The sequence below is a fragment of the Pseudomonas botevensis genome (genome assembly GCF_019145475.1).
Classification (GTDB): domain Bacteria; phylum Pseudomonadota; class Gammaproteobacteria; order Pseudomonadales; family Pseudomonadaceae; genus Aquipseudomonas; species Aquipseudomonas botevensis.
Map to the genome: position 1 here is coordinate 482,833 of NZ_JAHTKI010000001.1, position 18,285 is coordinate 501,117.

The window sequence follows — 18,285 nt, forward strand, 5'->3', positions numbered from 1 at the left end:
CATGAATCCCGCAATCGCAACTGCCCTGACCAACCCCGGCGCGCCAATGAAGGTGCGCAACGTGCAGAAGCGCTTCGGCGCCTTCACCGCGCTGGATAACGTCTCCCTCGACGTCGCGGCCGGTGAGCTGGTGTGCCTGCTCGGCCCGTCGGGTTGCGGCAAGACCACGCTGTTGCGCTGCATCGCCGGGCTGGAAAAGCAGGACAGCGGCGAGTTGTACCTGGGCGAGCGCGACGTGTCCCACCTCGCACCGCAGGCGCGGGATTACGGGATTCTGTTCCAGTCCTACGCACTGTTTCCCAATCTGACCGTGGAAGCGAACATTGCCTACGGCCTTGCCGGCAGCGGTCGCGACGAAGTGCGCCGTCGGGTCGGTCAGATGCTGGAGCTGGTCGGCCTCGGCGGCAGTGAGAAAAAGTACCCCGGCCAGTTGTCCGGCGGCCAACAGCAGCGGGTCGCCCTGGCTCGCGCCCTGGCACCGGCACCTTCGCTGTTGCTGCTCGACGAACCGATGTCGGCCCTCGACGCCCGGGTGCGCGAGCATCTGTGTACCGAGCTGCGCCAACTGCAACGCAACCTCGGCATCACCACCCTGATGGTCACTCACAATCAGGACGAAGCCATGTTGATGGCCGACCGCATCGCCGTGATGAACAACGGCCGGGTCGAGCAGTACGCCACTCCGCAGGAAATCTACAACCGCCCGGCCACACCGTTCGTTGCCGAATTCGTCGGTCAGGGCAACTGGCTGCCATTCCAGCGCAGCAGCGACAGCCATGCGCAGGTCGGCGGGATGAACCTGCGCCTGGCCGATGGCAGTGTGCAAAGCCCTTCGGGCCGGTTGTTCTGCCGCCCGGAAGCGATCAACGTCAACCCGCTGGTGCATGAGGAAAACCTGTTCCCGGCCAAGGTCCGCGAGATCACTTTCCTCGGCAATCGCTGCCGCATGAGTTTCGAACTCGATCAACTGCCCGGCCATGCCTTGCTCGCCGAACTGGCCCCGGAAGCCATGCCGCGCCTCGGCGCCCAACAGATCATGGTCGCCCTGCCACCGCGCAGTCTGCAGGTGTTCGCCTGATGAACCGCAACCTTGCCCTGCCGCTGGCGCAAAAGCAGGCGCGGCGGGTGTCCGGGGCCGAATTCGGCGACCGGATCTTCGTTCTCGGCGGCAAACTCCTGCTGCTGGTCTTGCTCGGGGTCGCGGTGCTGTTGCCGTTGCTGGCGATCTTCTGGCGCGGCTTCAGCAGCGAGGCCGGGCAGGGCGGTGGCTGGCTCGCGGCGAAGGATCTGGTGACCAGCGACAACTTCCACTGGTTGCTCGGCAACAGCCTGAAGGTTTCCCTCAGCGTCGCGGCCATCGTCGTACCGCTGGCCTACCTGTTTGCCTACGGCTTGCAGCGCACGTTGATTCCGGCCAAGGGCCTGTGGCGGGGGATTTCGCTGCTGCCATTGATGGCGCCGTCGATGCTGCCGGGGATTGCCCTGGTGTATCTGTTCGGTAATCAGGGCATGTTGCGCGGCCTGCTGTCGGACAACATCTATGGTTTCTGGGGGATTGTGCTGGGCGAGGTGATCTACACCTTCCCACACGCCCTGATGATTCTGCTGTCAGCCCTTTCCCTGGCGGATGCGCGATTGTTCGATGCGGCGTCGAGCATGGGCGCCAGTCCGGCCAAAGCGTTTCGCAGCATCACCTGGCCGGCGACGCGGCAGGCGGTGTTCGCCGCGTTCTGTCTGGTGTTCACCCTCACCATCACCGATTTCGGCGTGCCGGTGGTGGTCGGTGGCGATTATCAGGTGCTGGCGCTGGAAGCCTACAAAGCGGTGGTCGGCCAGCAACAGTTCGGTCGCGGCGCGTTGATCGGCATGGTGCTGTTGCTGCCGGCACTGTTCAGTTTCGGCGTCGATGCCTGGTTGCGTCGGCGTCATGGCGATTCCATGAGTGGCCGCGCCCAAGTGTTCAAACCGACAGCGTCGAAGCGCCGTGATGGCTGTTACCTGGCGATCGTGCTGTTGATCAGCGCCGCGCTGCTGCTGGTGTTCGGCATGGCGGTGTTCTCGTCGCTGGTGAAGTTCTGGCCGTACAACCTGTCGCTGTCGCTCAACCATTATCAGTTCAACGAAACCGCCGGCGGCGGCTGGCTGGCCTACGGCAACAGCCTGAAGATGGCCCTGGGCACCGCGCTGATCGGCAGCGTGCTGATCTTCACCGGCGCCTACCTGATGGAAAAGACCCGCACCCAGCGCGGACTCAATCTGACCCTGCGCATGCTCAGTTTCGTACCGATGGCGGTGCCGGGGCTGGTGCTCGGCCTGGGTTACGTCTTCTTCTTCAACCTGGCCGGCAACCCGCTGCATGTGCTGTACGGGACGATGACCCTGCTGATCGTCTGCACCATCGCCCACTACCTGACCACCGCGCAGATGACCGCCACCACCGCGCTGCGTCAGCTCGACGCCGAGTTCGAAGCCGCCGCGCTGTCGCTGAAGGCGCCGCTGTACCGGCATTACCTGCGCGTCACGGTGCCGATCTGCCTGCCGGCGTTGCTGGACATCGTGCGCTACCTGTTCGTCTCGGCGATGACCACTGTCTCGGCGGCGATCTTCCTCTACAGCCCCGACACCATCCTCGCGGCGGTGGCGGTGCTGAACATGGATGACGCCGGCAACGTCGGCGGCGCGGCGGCGATGTCGACTCTGATTCTGTTCACCTCGGCGGGCGTGTCCCTGCTGCTGGCCGGGGCTTCGCGTGGCTTGCTGCGCCGTTCCCAGGCCTGGCGGCAGACCGCGCCCGGCCATTGATTTCACCCTCGACCCAACCCCTCAATCCGAGATAGGAAAACGATCATGTTCAAGCCTATGGCCCTGGCCGCTGCGGTGCTCGCTACTTTCAGCCTGAACGCCTTTGCGGCAAAAACCGAGTTGACGGTGTACACCGCCCTCGAAGCCGAACAGCTGACTGCCTACAAGGCTGCGTTCGAAAAAGCCAACCCGGACGTCGAGATCAAGTGGGTGCGCGATTCCACCGGGATCATCACCGCCAAGTTGCTGGCCGAAAAGGCCCGCCCGCAGGCTGACGCGGTGTGGGGCCTGGCGGCGTCGAGCCTGGCGATTCTCGACCAGCAAGGCATGCTGCAAAGCTACGCGCCGAAGGACCTGGGCAAGATCGGCGCGAACTACCGCGACGCTGCCAACCCGCCAGCCTGGGTCGGCATGGACGTGTGGGCCGCGACCATTTGCTTCAACACCGTCGAGGCCGAGAAGCAGGGCCTGAGCAAACCGGTGAGCTGGCAGGACCTGACCAAGCCTGAGTACAAGGGCAAGATTGTCATGCCCAACCCGGCGTCGTCCGGCACCGGTTTCCTCGATGTCAGCGCCTGGCTGCAAACCTTCGGCGAGAAACAGGGCTGGGCCTACATGGACGGTCTGCACCAGAACATCGGCCAGTACGTTCACTCCGGTTCCAAGCCATGCAAGCTGGCGGCGGCGGGCGAGTTCCCGATCGGCATCTCCTTCGAATACCCGGCCGTGCAACTCAAACGCCAGGGCGCGCCGCTGGACATCATCCTGCCGAAGGAAGGCCTGGGCTGGGAGATCGAAGCGACCGCCGTGATCAAGGGCACCCCGCATGAAGACGCGGCGAAGAAACTTGCCGACTTCTCCGCCAGCGCCGAGGCGATGGACCTGTACAAGGAAAACTTCGCCGTCCTCGCCCAACCGGGCATCGCCAAGCCGCAGACCGAATTGCCGGCGGACTACGAGCAGCGCCTGATCAAGAACGACTTTGCCTGGGCCTCGAAGAATCGCGACGAGATCCTGACCGAATGGCGTAAGCGCTATGACGGCAAGTCCGAGAAAGTCGCGGCCAAGTAAGACCTTTATCGGCTGACAGGGCCTCTACGCGGGCAAGCCCGCTCCCACAGGTTGGGTGGTGTACACCAGACCCATGTGAGAGCGGGCTTTCATTCAGGACATCATTCAGATGACACAACACAACGACCTGCTGATCGTCGGCGCCGGCATTCTCGGCCTGTCCCATGCCTATGCCGCCGCGCGGCGCGGTCTCAAGGTCACGGTTTTCGAACGTACCGCCACGCCGCTCGGCGCCTCGGTGCGCAACTTCGGCCAGGCGCTGGTCACCGGCCAGCCGCCGGGGCCGATGCTCGAACTGGCCAAGGCCAGCCGTGAGATCTGGGGGCAGTGGGCGCAGCTCGCCGGCCTGCAACTCAAGCGCAACGGCTCGTACCTGTTCGCCCGCAACGATGCCGAAGAACACCTGCTCGAAGCCTTCTGCGCAGGGCGTGCCGTGGAGCACGGCTATCGCGTGGAACTGCTGCGCGGCGCGGCGTTGCGGGATCTGTATCGCGGTCAGTTCAGCCATCACCGCGCGGCGTTGCACGGGATGGACGACCAGCAGCTGTATTCCCGGGAAGCGATCCCGGCGCTGATCGATTACCTGCGTCGCGAACTGAACGTCGAGTTTCACTTCTCGACCCTGGTCCGCGATGTCGAACCGGGGCGCCTGCACAGCACCGCCGGCACGTTCACCGCCGGGCAGATCATCGTCTGTTCCGGCCATGATTATCAGACCCTGCTGGCCGAGCCGATTGCCGCGCTCGATCCGCAAGTCTGCCGCCTGCAAATGCTCCGCGTCCGGCCGCAGATCGACCTCGATCTGCAACACGCGGTGCTCACCGGCCTCAGTTGCGTTCACTACGGCGCGTTCGCCGATCTGCCGGAAGCGGCGGCGGTGCAGGCGCGGATCCGGCGCGACGAGCCGCACTTGCAGGAGCACGGCATTCACCTGCTCATCAGCCCGACGCCCTATGGCGAGCTGATCATTGGCGATTCGCATCACTACGGCAGCGACCCGTCGCCGTTTAATGCCGAGCAGGTGGACAACTGGATGATCGAACTGGCCGAGCAGACCCTCGATTGCAAAGTGGATGTGATCGAGCGCTGGCAAGGCGTCTACGGCTCCCGTGGGCCGGGGCCGTTTTCGTTCCTGCAACCGGCACCGGGGCTGGGTGTGGCGCTGATGCACACCGGGGTCGGCATGAGCGTCGGTCCGGCCATGGCCGAGCGCAATATCGCGCAATTGCTCGGGGAGATTTGACGGTGAGTCACGAGCAAATCATCGACCGGGTGTTCGGGCTGTACGAGCGCTTTGGCGCCAGCGACTACATCGGCGAGCCGGTGTCGCAGATCGAGCACATGTCCCAGGCAGCGGAACGGGCGATGGCCGAAGGCTTCGACGATGAAGTGGTGCTGGCGGCGTTTTTCCACGACATCGGCCATCTGTGCGCCGAGGGTGCCGAGAACATGGGCGGCTATGGCGTGGTCAGTCATGAGCGTCTCGGCGCGGACTATCTGCGCGAGGCCGGATTCAGCGAGCGCATGGCGCGGCTGGTGGAGTATCACGTACAGGCCAAGCGTTATCTGACCCTGAAGGAGCCTGGCTACTACGAGCGCTTGAGTGAAGCCAGTCGGCGGACGCTGGCGTATCAGGGCGGGGTGATGACGGCGGCTGAAGCGCAAGCCTTCGAGCAGGATCCGTTGTGTACGGTGAGCCTGCGCATGCGCCAGTGGGATGAATTGGCGAAGGAAACGGCCGTGCCGCTGATCGATCTGCAGTTGCTCAGGCGCAAGGCCTTCGGCGTGCTATCCGGCCAAGTCTGCTGACGCTTCTTACGGCAAACCGCGAAAGGGCGCATGGCGTGCGCTCCCGGTAGAACGCCAGACTGGGCTTTTGCCGAAGGAGCGCACGGATGCGTTATCTACAAGTGATTGCTCAGGATCGATGGGGCACGGGGGGCGGAAACACGGTTCAACTGCGATTTCATGAAGGCGAGCGCGGGTTGCGCGAACCCACCGAGCGCGAGCAGGTGCAATTGCGCAGCTTCGTCAGGACCTACCTCAAATGTGCCTGGTTCAACGAAGGTGAGGGGCAGGCGCGGCACCTGCGGATTTTCGCCCTGAACCCACGGGGCGATGGCACACCGGAGTCGGTCAGGCTGCACTTTCATCAAGGTGAAACCATCGCCTACAAAGCCGCCGTCCATGACCTGGACAATGATGGCGGCTTCGAGGTGGTGCTCTGTTCCGATGTCGACAACGATGGCCGCGCCAACCGCACGGATCGCAGTCGCGTGACTGCACTGGTCAAACAGTTTCTCAAGCTTGGCTGGTTTTAGGCTTCGAGCACCTTGTCCACCAGACCGTCGATCTGTTCCTGGCGCTGGGCCTGGCTCAGTTTCGGATGCGGGTTGAGCGACGACCATTGCGGATGCGCCCGGGCGATGTTCAGCGCTTCGGGCAGCTTGCCTTCGCGCCAGGTCTTGTCCTGCGGGGTGGCGAGCTGAATGCTGTCCAGCGCCGCGTGCCCGCGGGCGTTCAACGCTTGCAGCAGTTGCCGTTGTCGCAAAGCGAGCAGGCGCAACACATTGTCGTCGACGGTGAGTTCGCGCTGGCCCTTGAGTTTGCCGAGCAGGCGATTGCCATAGCTGCGAGCGGTTTGCAGCGCCCCTCCGGCAATCGCCCCGGCCAGTGCTGCCGCGCCAAGGGTGATACCGCCCACCAGCAGATCCACCCCGGCTCCGGCCGCCGCGCCGGCAGCGATGCCACCGCCGACCCGCACGCCGAGTTGCTTGAGGGTTTCCGGGTTGAACAGGTCATCGCCCCAACGGCCGTCGAGCAACGGCAGGTCACTGGCGGCGGCGTCCTGCGGACGGAAGGCGTAGAGCTTGAGCAGCGCTTCGACGCAACGCTGTTCACGCTGACGCACGGCTTTGCGCAGCTCGCTGATGGCGTGCTGTTCCTGTTCGGCGGCACTGACCACGCTGCGTCGGCACGCCGCGCAATCGATCAGCAGCTCGGCAATCAACCGCGCTGCGCTTTGCTGGCGGGCCTCGCGTTGCGCCAGTTGATCGGCGATCAGGCGCTCCAGTTGCGGGCGGGCATTTTCCAGCAGCAACGCGAGGCTTTCGTACAGCCGCCGTTCGCCATCCTCCGGCGGGGCGACGCTGTCGAAGCGCACCAGCGCATGCAGACCGAGACGGGCCAGGGCTTCACGCCAGTCCGGTTCGCGGTGATTGGCGCTGCTGACAAAGTTCAGCACCGGCAGCAGCGGCTTGCCGCAACTGGCGAGCACTTGCAGCTCATCGCGGTACTTGGCGAGCACCGGTTCGCGGGCGTCGATCACATACAGGCCGGCATCGGAGTCGAGCAGTTGGCGCAGCACCTTGGCTTCCTGTTCGAAACGCTGGCGGGCTTCGCTGCCATCGAGAAACCGCGCCAGCCGCGCCGGGCCATCGAGGCGCTCACCGGGACGCTCCAGGCGTTCGAGAAAATCCAGCAGGGCGATGGCGTCTTCCAGGCCGGGGGTGTCGTAGAGGTCGAGCAGCGGCTCGCCATCCACCGACAGCCGCGCGCCTTCGACGTGCCGGGTGGTGCTCGGCCGGTGGGAGACTTCACCGAAGCCGACATCGCGAGTGAGGGTTCGCAGCAGCGACGTCTTGCCGACGTTGGTGTGGCCGACCACCGCCAGTTTCAGCGGCGCTTTCCAGGCATCAGTCATGACCGCTCTCCAGCCAGTTCAACGGCGCGCAATCGGCGAACGGCAGCTCCAGTTGCTGCAGCGCCACATGCCAGTCACCCAGCCGTTCGGCATCCAGTGCCTGCCCCGGCGGCGCCTGCAGCAGCCAGACGCGGGTGGCGGCGGCATTGCGCGCCAGCTCGGCGATCAGCGCCAGGCTGCCGCGATCCGGCGAGCGTCGGGGATCACAGGCGATTGCCAGGCGCGCCGGCGGGAAGCTGCTCAGTTGTTCGAGCAGTTTGTGCCGGGATTCGCGGCTGTCGAGGATGCCGGCGTCACTGACATTTTTCGCCAGGGTCGGCGGCCATGGGCGCTGATCGTCGAGTTCGATGGCGACCAGCAGCGCGCCCTCGCTGGTGAGTTCGCTGACGCCGCTTTCGACCCGATGCAATTGTTCGGGCGCCGCATCGTTGATGCCCAAGCGTTCGCTGGTCGGCATCAGGCGTTCGCGCAATTGCGCATAGCCGGGCAGATTCAAGTCCAGGCGCAGCGCGGCTTTGCCGCTGTTCCAGCGCCAGAAGCACAATAACGCCAACAGCAGGCGCGGCAGCACGCCGTAGACCACCAGCACCCCCACCAGCCAGGTGGCCCAGGCCTGACGGGCGCTTTCGATGTTCAACGCGCTGTCGCCGCTGGCGCGGATCATCGCCTCGGTCGGCACGTTGAAACCGAGCAGCGCCGGCAGGGCGCCTAAGGCCTGGGTCATGCTGATAAAGGTGTCGCCGCTGAGAATCGTGGTTTCCCAGACGAAGCCATAGCGCCGGGTCGCCATCAGCGTCAGCAGCAGCACGAGGGCGCTGAGCATCGCCAGCAGCCACAGGCCGTTGACCAGCGTGCCGAGCGCCCAGCGGTTGAGTTTTTGTCTTTGCAGCAGGAGTAACAGCGCCGGTGCCAGTTGCGCGGCCTTGGCATCGCGGGCGAGTTTTTCGCTGAGCCACAGCCACAAACGGCCGAGCGTCGCGCCGTGTTCGCCGGCAAACAGCAGTCCGAATGCCCAACTGATCAGCAGGATCAGATTCAACCCGAGCAGGCTGCCCAAGGCCCAGAACACATTGACCGGTGTCTGGCCCAGGGCCGCGAACGCCAGACCGGCGCCGCTCAACACTGCCAGGATCGTCAGCAGCACCAGTGCCAGCCGCGCGCCTTGCAGCCAGTGCCGCAACGCGGTGCCGAGGCCGTCGCGCTCGGCCAGCCACACCGCCCGGCGCTGGATGCGGCCCGGCAGATCACCACCGGCCGCGCGGGCCAGGCGATTGGCTTCCAGATCCTCCAGCGGCCCGGCGTGTTCCTCGCGCAGGCGGATGGTTTCGGTGAGCCAGAGGTTTTGCAGTGGAGTCAGTTCAGTCACGCGGCTTCCCGTCGCTTAATCGAGCCGTGAGCATAACCGCTGTGGCGCTTATCGGGTCAAGCGAGGCTCTGGTATCCTCGCCGGCATGACTAAATCACTCCCCCTCAGCCTGATCGCAGCCCTCGGTGAAAACCGCGTGATCGGCGTCGACAACAGCATGCCCTGGCACCTGCCGGGGGACTTCAAATACTTCAAGGCGACGACCCTCGGCAAGCCGATCATCATGGGCCGCAAGACCTGGGATTCCCTCGGCCGGCCGCTGCCGGGCCGTTTGAACATCGTGGTCAGCCGTCAGGCCGGTCTGGTGCTGGAGGGCGCAGAAGTCTATTCGTCGCTGGAAGCTGCGGTGGTTCGCGCCGAAGCCTGGGCCAAAGAACAAGGCGTCGATGAGCTGATGCTGATTGGCGGCGCGCAGTTGTATGCGCAGGGGCTGGCGCAGGCCGATCGTCTGTATCTGACCCGTGTGGCGCTGAGCCCGGAAGGGGATGCGTGGTTTCCGGAGTTTGATCCGGCGCAGTGGAAACTGGTTTCCAACGTCGAGAATCCGCCTGAGGGCGACAAACCGGCTTACAACTTTGAAGTATGGGAAAAAGCCTGACAGCTTCATGAGCAAACCCGCTCCCACATTGGAATGCCTTTCCCTGTGGGAGCGGGCCTGCTCGCGAAAAGACCCGCTCAGACGCTGAAAAACTTAAGCCTGCGCCAGTTCCGCATGCTCATCGGCCTCCAGCAGCGCCTTGTCGGTCTGCTGCATCACCTGGCTGGTGATCGCCCCGGCGGTGATCGAACCGCTCACGTTCAACGCCGTACGACCCATGTCGATCAACGGCTCGACCGAAATCAGCAACGCCACCAGCGATACCGGCAAGCCCATTGCCGGCAGCACGATCAGCGCGGCGAACGTCGCACCGCCACCCACGCCCGCCACACCGGCCGAACTCAGGGTCACAATCGCCACCAGCGTCGCGATCCACAGTGGGTCCAGCGGGTTGATGCCGACCGTCGGTGCAACCATCACCGCCAGCATGGCCGGGTACAGACCGGCGCAACCGTTCTGGCCGATGGTCGCACCGAACGAGGCGGCGAAACTCGCCACCGATTGCGGAATCCCCAGGCGACGGGTCTGCGCTTCGATGCTCAGCGGAATGCTCGCGGCGCTGGAGCGGCTGGTGAACGCGAAGGTCAGCACCGGCCAGATCTTGCGGAAGAAACGCAGCGGATTGATCCCGGCGGCCGAGACCAGCACGCCGTGTACCACGAACATCAGGCCCAGGCCGAGGTACGACACCACCACAAAACTGCCGAGCTTGATGATGTCTTGCAGGTTGGAACCGGCGACGACTTTGGTCATCAGCGCCAGTACGCCGTACGGGGTCAGTTTCATCACCAGACGTACCAGGCGCATCACCCAGGCTTGCAGGGTGTCGATGGCGTTGATCACTTTCTGACCTTTCTCGACGTCATCCTTGAGCAGTTGCAGCGCGGCAACGCCCATGAACGCGGCGAAGATCACCACGCTGATGATCGAGGTCGGCTTGGCCCGCGCCAGATCGGCGAACGGGTTCTGCGGGATGAACGACAACAGCAGTTGCGGCACATTCAGGTCGGCGACCTTGCCGGCGTAATCGGTCTGGATGGTTTGCAGGCGCGCCATTTCCTGGGTGCCGGCCACCAGGCCTTCGGCGGTGAGGCCGAACAGGTTGGTCAGGCCGATACCGATCAGCGCCGCGATGGCCGTGGTGAACAGCAGCGTGCCGATGGTCAGGAAGCTGATCTTGCCCAGCGACGAGGCATTGTGCAGACGGGCCACGGCGCTGAGGATCGAGGCGAACACCAGCGGGATCACGATCATTTGCAGCAGTTGCACGTAACCGTTGCCGACCAGATCGAACCAGCCGATCGAGGCTTTCAGCACTGGGTTGCCGGCGCCGTAAATGGTGTGCAGCACCACACCGAACAACACGCCCAGCACCAGCGCGAGCAAGACTTTTTTCGCCAGGCTCCAAGAGGTATGGCGGGTTTGCGCCAGACCGAAGAGCAGGGCGAGGAACACCAGCAGATTGAGGATCAGCGGCAGATTCATGGGATCTCCAGGAAAGACTTTGCCAACAGCCTTCCGGGGCTGTTGCGAACCGGCAAGCCTAACAGTTTGATTTGCAATGAATTAATACCGAAATCGCAGGGCGTCCGTCGTTTTTGGAATAAGCGCGTGTCGCTGTCGGGGATGCAACTGGCGTGAAAGGGACGTGGGCGGTCGCTGACAGACGAGAACTGTCACACGGATTTGTTAGCGTCGATCTCTTTGAACCTGTCTCTTTCAACAAGGGGAATGCCGATGAAGTTCGCACCGAAATTTCTGGCTGTCGCACTCTGCCTGAGCCTGGCCGGCCAGGCTTTTGCCACCGACCTGAAACACTGGCCGGCGGATCAGGCCAAGGCACTGGACGCGATGATCGCGGCCAACGCCAACAAAGGTAACTACGCGGTGTTCGACATGGACAACACCAGCTATCGCTACGATCTTGAAGAGTCGTTGCTGCCGTTCATGGAGAACAAGGGCCTGATCACCCGCGACAAACTCGACCCTTCCCTGAAACTGATGCCGTTCAAGGACACCGCCGACCACAAGGAAAGCCTGTTCAGTTACTACTACCGCCTCTGCGAAGTTGACGACATGGTCTGCTACCCGTGGGTGGCGCAGGTGTTCTCCGGCTTCACCCTCAAGGAACTCAAGGGCTACGTCGATGAGCTGATGGCCTCGGGCAAACCGGTGCCGGCGACCTATTACGAAGGCGATGTGGTGAAGAACCTCGATGTTCAGCCGCCGAAAATCTTCACCGGGCAAAAAGAGCTGTACAACAAGCTGATGGAGAACGGCATCGAGGTCTACGTGATGACTGCCGCTTCCGAAGAGCTGGTGCGGATGGTCGCGGCCGATCCGAAGTATGGCTACAACGTCAAACCGCAGAACGTCATCGGCGTGACCACCCTGCTGAAAAACCGCGAGACCGGCGAACTGACCACGGCGCGCAAGCAGATCACCGCCGGCAAGTATGACGAGAAGGCCAACCTCGGCCTCGAACTGACCCCGTACCTGTGGACGCCGGCCACCTGGATGGCCGGCAAGCACGCGGCGATCCTGACCTACATCGACGAGTGGAAAAAACCGGTGCTGGTGGGCGGCGACACCCCGAGCAGCGACGGCTACATGCTGTTCCACGATGTCGACGTGGCCAAGGGCGGCATCCACTTGTGGGTCAACCGCAAGGACAAGTACATGACCCAGCTCAACGGCATGATGGCCAAGCACGCGGCGGCCCAGGCCAAGGAAGGGTTGCCGGTCACGGCGGACAAGAACTGGGTGATCGTCAAGCCGGAAGAGATTCAGTAAGCACCCTGAATTCTGTGGGAGCGGGCTTGCTCGCGAAGGGGTCGTACCAGTCTGCAGACAGGTTGGCTGACCCTCCGCTTTCGTGAGCAATCCCGCTCCCGCAGTTTTGATTTCCGTCTGAGGGATTTGGGTCAGACACAAAAATGCCCCGCACTTGGCGGGGCATTTTTGTGTTCAACGGTTAAGCATCACAGCCCGTCGAGCATCGCCTTGTTACGCACGGCACCCTTGTCGGCGCTGGTCGCCAGCAGGGCGTAGGCCTTGAGGGCGGTGGTGACTTTGCGTGGACGCTTCTCGACCGGTTTCCAGCCTTTCTTGTCCTGCTCGACCCGGCGCGCGGCCAGTTCTTCGTCGCTGATCAACAGGTTGATCGAGCGGTTCGGGATGTCGATCAACACCTTGTCACCGTCCTGCACCAGACCAATCGCACCGCCGGCTGCGGCTTCTGGCGAAGCGTGGCCGATGGACAGACCGGAAGTACCGCCGGAGAAACGGCCGTCGGTGAGCAGGGCACAGGCTTTGCCCAGGCCTTTGGATTTCAGGTACGAGGTCGGGTAGAGCATTTCCTGCATGCCCGGGCCGCCTTTCGGGCCTTCGTAGCGAATGATGACGATGTCGCCTTCCTTCACTTCATCGGCGAGGATGCCGCGCACGGCGCTGTCCTGGCTTTCGAAGATCTTCGCGTTGCCTTCGAACACATGGATCGACTCGTCGACACCGGCGGTTTTCACCACGCAGCCATCGAGGGCGATGTTGCCGTACAGCACGGCCAGGCCACCCTCTTTCGAGTAGGCGTGTTCGAAACTGCGGATGCAGCCGTTTTCACGGTCGTCGTCCAGGGTTTCCCAACGGGTCGACTGGCTGAACGCGGTCTGGGTCGGAATGCCCGCCGGGCCGGCCTTGAAGAAGTGGTGCACGGCTTCATCGCTGGTCTGGGTGATGTCCCACTTGGCGATGGCTTCTTCCATGCTGCGGCTGTGTACGGTCGGCAGGTCGGTGTGCAGCAGGCCGCCACGGGCCAGCGAACCGAGGATGCTGAAAATGCCACCGGCGCGGTGCACGTCTTCCATGTGGTACTTCTGGATGTTCGGCGCGACCTTGCACAGTTGCGGCACCTGGCGCGACAGGCGATCGATGTCACGCAGGTCGAAAGCGATTTCGGCTTCCTGGGCAGCGGCCAGCAGGTGCAGGATGGTGTTGGTCGAACCGCCCATGGCGATGTCGAGCATCATCGCGTTCTCGAACGCCTTGAAGTTGGCGATGTTGCGCGGCAGTACCGACTCGTCGTTCTCGCCGTAGTAACGCTTGCACAGCTCGACGATGGTGCGGCCGGCCTGCAGGAACAGTTGCTCGCGGTCGCTGTGGGTGGCGAGGGTCGAACCGTTGCCCGGCAGCGCGAGGCCCAGGGCTTCGGTCAGGCAGTTCATCGAGTTGGCGGTGAACATGCCGGAGCACGAACCGCAGGTCGGGCAGGCGCTGCGCTCGTACTCGGCAACCTTCTCGTCAGAAGCGCTGGAGTCGGCGGCGATCACCATGGCGTCGACGAGGTCGAGACCGTGGCTGGCCAGTTTGGTCTTGCCGGCTTCCATCGGGCCGCCGGACACGAAGATCACTGGAATGTTCAGGCGCAGGGCGGCCATGAGCATGCCCGGGGTGATCTTGTCGCAGTTGGAGATACACACGATGGCGTCGGCGCAGTGGGCGTTGACCATGTACTCGACGGAGTCGGCGATGATCTCGCGGCTCGGCAGCGAATACAGCATGCCGTCATGGCCCATGGCGATGCCGTCATCCACGGCGATGGTGTTGAATTCTTTCGCGACGCCACCGGCGCGTTCGATTTCGCGGGCAACCAGTTGGCCCAGATCCTTCAGGTGCACATGGCCCGGTACGAACTGGGTGAAGGAGTTGGCAATCGCGATGATCGGCTTCTTGAAGTCGTCATCTTTCATCCCGGTGGCGCGCCACAGTGCGCGGGCGCCGGCCATGTTGCGGCCGTGGGTGGATGTTTTCGAGCGGTAATCTGGCATGGAGCACTCCGGGCGGCTAATCAGGTACTAAAGGGGAGTGAGCTTCTATTGACGTCCGGAACACGCGGAAAAATGGCCGTGTGTCCGTCAGTTGCCGATGACGTTGCGGGATCGCCGCTAGCCTCAGCCCGAGCTCATAAACCCGCCGGGGGATGAATGGCGATGAATCTGGCGATTCTACACCGCTGGCGTCTGGAGGGAATGGCGCAAAGCGTTGTTCCAGTGCTGACGAAGCGTGCGAAATGACGACCGGCAGGATCAGTCACTCTCCGGCTCTACCGTGGCGGTGGCTTGAAGCACTCTGGTGCGATGGCTGATCCGGCTGTTCAAGGCCAGCGCCACGCCGGCAAGCGAGACAAAACTGTAACCCAGCGTGGTTTGCAGGTTGGCCGGACTCAGGCTGATCAAGGCGCTGATGAGGCCGCCGCAGATGAAGATGATCGTGCTGCCGGCCGAAGCCGAGGTTCCGGCATTCTCGGGAAACAGGCTCATGGCCCGGGATGTGGCGGCCGGTCGGGTAATGGTGGTGCCGGCGGTGCAGATCAGCATCGGGATCAGCACCGTGGCCGGGGCCAGTGCATGATTCGCGGCCAGGTACAGCATCACTAGCCCCGACAGCAGGATCAGGCTCAGGCCTACGACGATTTGCCGGCCGGTGCTGACTCTTTGGCTCAGCAGCGTGGCGACGATGCCGCCGACCACATAAGCGGCGCCATATACCAGCAGGATCAACGAGAAGTCGTAGGCCGACAGTTGCAGGCGATCCATGAAGATCAGCGGTGAAATGACGATGAACGAGAAGTGGCAGGCAAACGCGAACGCCGAAATCAGCCAGTAACCGACGAAGTCGAAATTCCCCAGCACCCGTCGATAGGCCTCATGGAAGCCGAAGGGTGTGCCGCTGGCGGCGGGGCGGCTGCTCTCCAGAAACAGCCAGGCCTTGAACATCACCACGCCCGCCAGCGCGGTGAATACCCAGAAGCTGCCGCGCCAGCCCAGGGTGGCTTGCAGGAAGGTGCCGGCCAGGGGCGATACCGAGATGAAAATCCCGCTGGCGGTGACCATCAGGATGCGCAGGCGATCGCGCTCCTCACCGTCGAACAGGTCCTGCACCAGCGCCTGGGACAGGACGAAGCAGCCGCAGCCCAATGCCTGGACGATGCGGAATATCAGGAACAGCGTGTAGTCACTGGTGATCACGCAACCCAGGGCGCCCAGCATCGACACGGCCATGCCGCTGAGCAACAGGCCTTTGCGCCCGATCACGTCGGACAGCGGCCCGATCAATACCTGAGCCACCGCGATCCCGACGGCGAACAGACTGACCGAGAGGGCAATGGCCGCCGGCGTGTTGCGGAAATGTTCGGCCAGCTCCGGAAACGAGGGCAGCAGGACATCCAGCGGGAAAACACCGAGCAACACCATCGCCAGCAACAGGCTGACGGCTCCGCGCCGCTGTCGGGTGGTTGCCACGGGGTTTGCGCTATCCATCGATCAGTCCTGCCTGGGCGAACAGTGCGCGGTTACGGGGGGATTCGAAAAAACCGGCCTTGCGCAGCGCGTCCAGCGTCGCGGTGGCGCCTGAGCGGGCGCGCTGCCGGCTGAGCGGCGTCGCCGCCGTCTCGCAGACAATCTGCGTCACGGCCTGTTCGGCGATGCCTGCGCCGCGCAGGCTCTGTCGCAACCAGTGTTCGTCGACCTCGAAGAAAATCTCGATGATGTCCAGCAGCATTGCGCTGGCAAAGAGCTGCTGGCGGCTGCTCAGGGTCAGCCACAGGTAATGGAACACTTCGGCGAAGTAGCGGCTGTGACGGGCCTCGTCGGCCAGGTGGTCGCGCAGCATGTCATTCACACTGGACACCAGGCTGTCGCGACAGACGTCGAGCAGTTCCCGGGCGATGATGGTTTCCGAGACGAAGCCGAGGAGAAACCACGCCAGTGGGCGGTCCATTTCCGGCGTTCGGGCAACCAGTGCGTTCATGCAGGTGATGCGCCGTGGCATCTGCGGGCGCTCGGCGATTCCGTACAGGGCGGCAATCTGTTCCGCCAACTGACTGGAGAACAGCGCGTGATACCCCTCGTCGGTATAGAGCTGGAGCGCGGCGGTCTTCATCGGTGGCGGGACTTCGGCCGGCAGCTCTGCGTGGATGATGACTTCCACCGCGCGATTGACGATGCGGTGTTCGAGGAGGGTGGTGTAGTCGAGAAAATGCACCAGGTGATTGGCCGTCAGCCGATGCAGCACGTCGCGCCCGGCGGCTTCAATGGCCGGATGGGCCAGATAGGGCAGGAGGGCGGGGGGAAACCAGTGGCGGGTTTGCAGTTGCTGCTGCACGTCTTCCGGCAACTGATAGTCGTGGGTGCTGCTGCGCACCGAGGCGCGGCGGTTCCAGTCGCCCAGCGTGAATCCGGCGGTGTCATGTACGGAGGTCTTGAGGGTGCTCATGGCTGTGTTTCCCGCAACAGATCGCGCATTTCCTGGCACATCGCCTGCCCGTCGCTTTTGCCGCAGCCGACGAAGAACAGCGGTTGCTCGGCGTCCTCGAGTTTCAGCAAAGCCTGGACCTGTTCGTCGGTGAAGGCCCCGGTCAGCCAGGTGTTCAGGCCCAGGGCGGTGGCGACCAGCTGGAACGTCTGCGAGAGGTGGCCGGCCTCCACGAAGGCCATGCGATAGGCCCGTGAATGCAGGTATTTCCACCAGAGCCGGTCGAACCGGGCGGTGATGAACAGGCCCAGTGGCAGATTGTTGATGAAGTGCTGGCCGCCGAGCAGTTGGCCCAGGGCGCTATCGGGCAGGGGGCTCACCTGTGTCAAGGCGTGTGCGACCGGGCAGTAGGCGTAGACGCCGGGTTCCAGGCCTTCGACGTTCTGCACCAGCAGAAAACCTTCGCAGGCATTCAGCCCACCCCCGGAAGGGCTGCTGCGGCGTGCGCCGAGGCCAGGGGCGACGCCGTCGTCGCTGTCATGTTCGCGTTCGTGCAAGTAGCCCAGGGACAGATAAAGCAACGTGCTGAGGTCATTCAGGGAAATTGCGCCATCGCTGAAACTGCGACAGGTTTTACGTCGGGTCAGGGCCGCGGACAGGCTGTCGCGAGCGACTGCGCCAGGTGTCGGGAGCGCGATGCGCGAACTTCCGGGATATTGCGGCCGATCGGTTTTCGGCGCGGGTGTGGCGAGTACTTCCGTGCAATGCTCCAGATATTGTCTGGACCATTCCTTGATGTTCTGTGGTGTGTGTGAACTGGGTATGTTTTGCGTGCCGATATGAAATATCTTTGATAGTTCATCCCAGCCCCATGCGGGACTTTCAATGAATGTTGTACTTATTATTCCGGCATTCAATAGTTGAGTGTCTATCGTGTTTTGTTTATCGAAAGTATTCGGCTCGTTGATAAGTTGTGCAAGTCGACTGGAATATTCAAGGTCAAGTTCATGTTGAACATGATCCTTGTAGTTCCAGACCACCTGCCCAGGGGGGCGCGGAAGTATGAACAGGTAGGGATTGATGTGCATTTTCGCGGGTTCGCTCTGGATGAAATCAAAAAGACGCCGGGGGGCCGGCACTCCCCTGCGTCCTGATTTACTTAACGGGTCGCTTTAGGGGCAACCAGAAAAGCCAGGTTGGCGATTTTGCTGGATTCGAGAGTAATGGTTTTCATGAGTGAACTCCTTGTTCATTGTTGATTTGATGATGAGTGCCACCTCGTGGTGACAACTTAATAATAGTTTGTAATGGATTGTTGGCAAACAAATATTGAGTAGGAATATTCCAGTAATTTTGTCGGAGCAATCTTGTGTCTTGAGACTAACTTGTAGGGTTTATTTCCTTGTTTGCAAGATACAGGGAAATATCCTCGTCGCTTGTAGGGCGCAAGAGTAGGAAGGTTATAAATATGAAGGGCAAATCCGCAGCCGGGCGTTG

Annotated in this window: 15 protein-coding genes; 8 read left to right on the forward strand and 7 right to left on the reverse strand. The window is 62.8% G+C overall.

Annotated features, from left to right (window positions below; translation table 11 throughout):
• Position 1: 1 nt before the first annotated feature.
• The 6 genes from KVQ74_RS02310 (at position 2) to KVQ74_RS02335 (ending at position 6,194) form a co-directional block, all read left to right on the forward strand.
• Entirely contained in the window at positions 2 to 1,078 is a 1,077-nt protein-coding gene (locus tag KVQ74_RS02310; protein ID WP_217829382.1) for a putative 2-aminoethylphosphonate ABC transporter ATP-binding protein, read from the forward strand.
• The gene (locus KVQ74_RS02315; protein ID WP_217829383.1) at positions 1,078 to 2,802 is read left to right on the forward strand and encodes a putative 2-aminoethylphosphonate ABC transporter permease subunit; all 1,725 of its coding nucleotides are present in this window, start codon (positions 1,078 to 1,080) and stop codon (positions 2,800 to 2,802) included. The genes KVQ74_RS02310 and KVQ74_RS02315 overlap by 1 nt, the downstream gene beginning before the upstream one ends.
• A 45-nt stretch (positions 2,803 to 2,847) precedes the next feature.
• A complete protein-coding gene (locus KVQ74_RS02320) occupies positions 2,848 to 3,873 on the forward strand; it encodes a putative 2-aminoethylphosphonate ABC transporter substrate-binding protein (protein WP_041063660.1) in 1,026 nt (341 codons plus the stop codon).
• 109 nt (positions 3,874 to 3,982) lie between these two features.
• Positions 3,983 to 5,116, forward strand: coding sequence for a TIGR03364 family FAD-dependent oxidoreductase (locus KVQ74_RS02325; RefSeq protein ID WP_217829384.1), 1,134 nt, complete (start codon positions 3,983 to 3,985; stop codon positions 5,114 to 5,116).
• Between the two features lie 2 nt (positions 5,117 to 5,118).
• A complete protein-coding gene (locus KVQ74_RS02330) occupies positions 5,119 to 5,682 on the forward strand; it encodes a phosphonate degradation HD-domain oxygenase (protein ID WP_217829385.1) in 564 nt (187 codons plus the stop codon).
• 86 nt (positions 5,683 to 5,768) lie between these two features.
• On the forward strand, positions 5,769 to 6,194 hold the full coding sequence (locus tag KVQ74_RS02335) for a hypothetical protein (RefSeq protein ID WP_217829386.1): 426 nt from the start codon (positions 5,769 to 5,771) through the stop codon (positions 6,192 to 6,194).
• Here KVQ74_RS02335 and KVQ74_RS02340 read toward each other — a convergent pair.
• On the reverse strand, positions 6,191 to 7,576 hold the full coding sequence (locus tag KVQ74_RS02340; protein ID WP_217829387.1) for a GTPase/DUF3482 domain-containing protein: 1,386 nt from the start codon (positions 7,574 to 7,576) through the stop codon (positions 6,191 to 6,193). The two genes, KVQ74_RS02335 and KVQ74_RS02340, sit on opposite strands and share 4 nt — an antisense overlap.
• Entirely contained in the window at positions 7,569 to 8,942 is a 1,374-nt protein-coding gene (locus KVQ74_RS02345) for a DUF2868 domain-containing protein (protein WP_217829388.1), read from the reverse strand. The genes KVQ74_RS02340 and KVQ74_RS02345 overlap by 8 nt, the downstream gene beginning before the upstream one ends.
• Positions 8,943 to 9,027: 85 nt before the next feature.
• Here KVQ74_RS02345 and KVQ74_RS02350 point away from each other — a divergent pair, with 85 nt between their 5' ends.
• Positions 9,028 to 9,540 carry a dihydrofolate reductase gene (locus KVQ74_RS02350; protein ID WP_217829389.1) on the forward strand — a complete coding sequence of 171 codons (513 nt, stop codon included), beginning with the start codon at positions 9,028 to 9,030 and terminating at the stop codon, positions 9,538 to 9,540.
• Positions 9,541 to 9,633: 93 nt separating this feature from the next.
• On the opposite strand, the gene KVQ74_RS02355 is transcribed toward KVQ74_RS02350, so the two are convergent.
• Entirely contained in the window at positions 9,634 to 11,025 is a 1,392-nt protein-coding gene (locus tag KVQ74_RS02355; protein WP_217829390.1) for an L-cystine transporter, read from the reverse strand.
• A gap of 252 nt (positions 11,026 to 11,277) precedes the next feature.
• Here KVQ74_RS02355 and KVQ74_RS02360 point away from each other — a divergent pair, with 252 nt between their 5' ends.
• Positions 11,278 to 12,333 carry an HAD family hydrolase gene (locus KVQ74_RS02360; protein ID WP_217829391.1) on the forward strand — a complete coding sequence of 352 codons (1,056 nt, stop codon included), beginning with the start codon at positions 11,278 to 11,280 and terminating at the stop codon, positions 12,331 to 12,333.
• 188 nt (positions 12,334 to 12,521) lie between these two features.
• Here the strand turns inward: KVQ74_RS02360 and ilvD are convergent, their stop codons facing one another.
• From ilvD to KVQ74_RS02380, 4 genes are all read right to left on the reverse strand, one after another.
• Positions 12,522 to 14,363, reverse strand: coding sequence for a dihydroxy-acid dehydratase (ilvD, locus tag KVQ74_RS02365; protein WP_217829392.1), 1,842 nt, complete (start codon positions 14,361 to 14,363; stop codon positions 12,522 to 12,524).
• A 258-nt stretch (positions 14,364 to 14,621) separates the two neighbouring features.
• Entirely contained in the window at positions 14,622 to 15,854 is a 1,233-nt protein-coding gene (locus tag KVQ74_RS02370; protein ID WP_217829393.1) for an MFS transporter, read from the reverse strand.
• Positions 15,847 to 16,809, reverse strand: coding sequence for a diiron oxygenase (locus tag KVQ74_RS02375; protein ID WP_217829394.1), 963 nt, complete (start codon positions 16,807 to 16,809; stop codon positions 15,847 to 15,849). The genes KVQ74_RS02370 and KVQ74_RS02375 overlap by 8 nt, the downstream gene beginning before the upstream one ends.
• Positions 16,806 to 17,876, reverse strand: coding sequence for a SagB family peptide dehydrogenase (locus KVQ74_RS02380; RefSeq protein WP_217829395.1), 1,071 nt, complete (start codon positions 17,874 to 17,876; stop codon positions 16,806 to 16,808). Before KVQ74_RS02380 ends, KVQ74_RS02375 begins: the two co-directional genes overlap by 4 nt.
• Positions 17,877 to 18,285: the final 409 nt, after the last annotated feature.